Genomic DNA, 519 nt, shown 5'->3' with positions numbered 1-519 from the left:
GTGAATACGTTCCCGGGCCTTGTACACACCGCCCGTCACACCATGGGAGTGGGCTGCAAAAGAAGTGGGTAGCTTAACCTTCGGGGGGGCGCTCACCACTTTGTGGTTCATGACTGGGGTGAAGTCGTAACAAGGTAGCCCTAGGGGAACCTGGGGCTGGATCACCTCCTTACCTATACGACTAACTTAATGTTTGTTGAGTGTTCACACAGATTTGCTTGATAGAAGAAAGAGTAAAAGATGGACCTAGTTAAATAGGTTTATCAAAGATGGGTCTGTAGCTCAGCTGGTTAGAGCGCACCCCTGATAAGGGTGAGGTCGGTGGTTCAAGTCCACTCTGACCCACCAATCCTTCCTTCTCAGCGTTGGAAAGTGACTCGTTTAGTGAACTAAACGTCGCCACTGTCCGCCTTGATAAGAAATGATTGGCAAACCAATCCTTTTAGAGGTTTGGAACATCTTACTTACTCGCACTGCATGTAAATGGGGCTATAGCTCAGCTGGGAGAGCGCCTCGCCT

General features: G+C 49.5%; 1 tRNA gene and 1 rRNA gene. Both read left to right on the top strand.

The annotated features are described in order from the left end of the window. A 16S ribosomal RNA gene (locus tag L5M18_RS23415) occupies positions 1–172 on the top strand; the annotation flags it as partial. A gap of 99 nt (positions 173–271) precedes the next feature. Next, positions 272–348, top strand: a tRNA-Ile gene (locus L5M18_RS23410). Positions 349–519 lie beyond the last annotated feature (171 nt).

This window comes from Shewanella sp. SM20 (genome assembly GCF_025654545.1).
GTDB classification, from domain to species: domain Bacteria; phylum Pseudomonadota; class Gammaproteobacteria; order Enterobacterales; family Shewanellaceae; genus Shewanella; species Shewanella oncorhynchi.
Note: the sequence above shows the minus strand (reverse complement) of the source record. Positions and strands in the feature narration are given on the sequence as shown.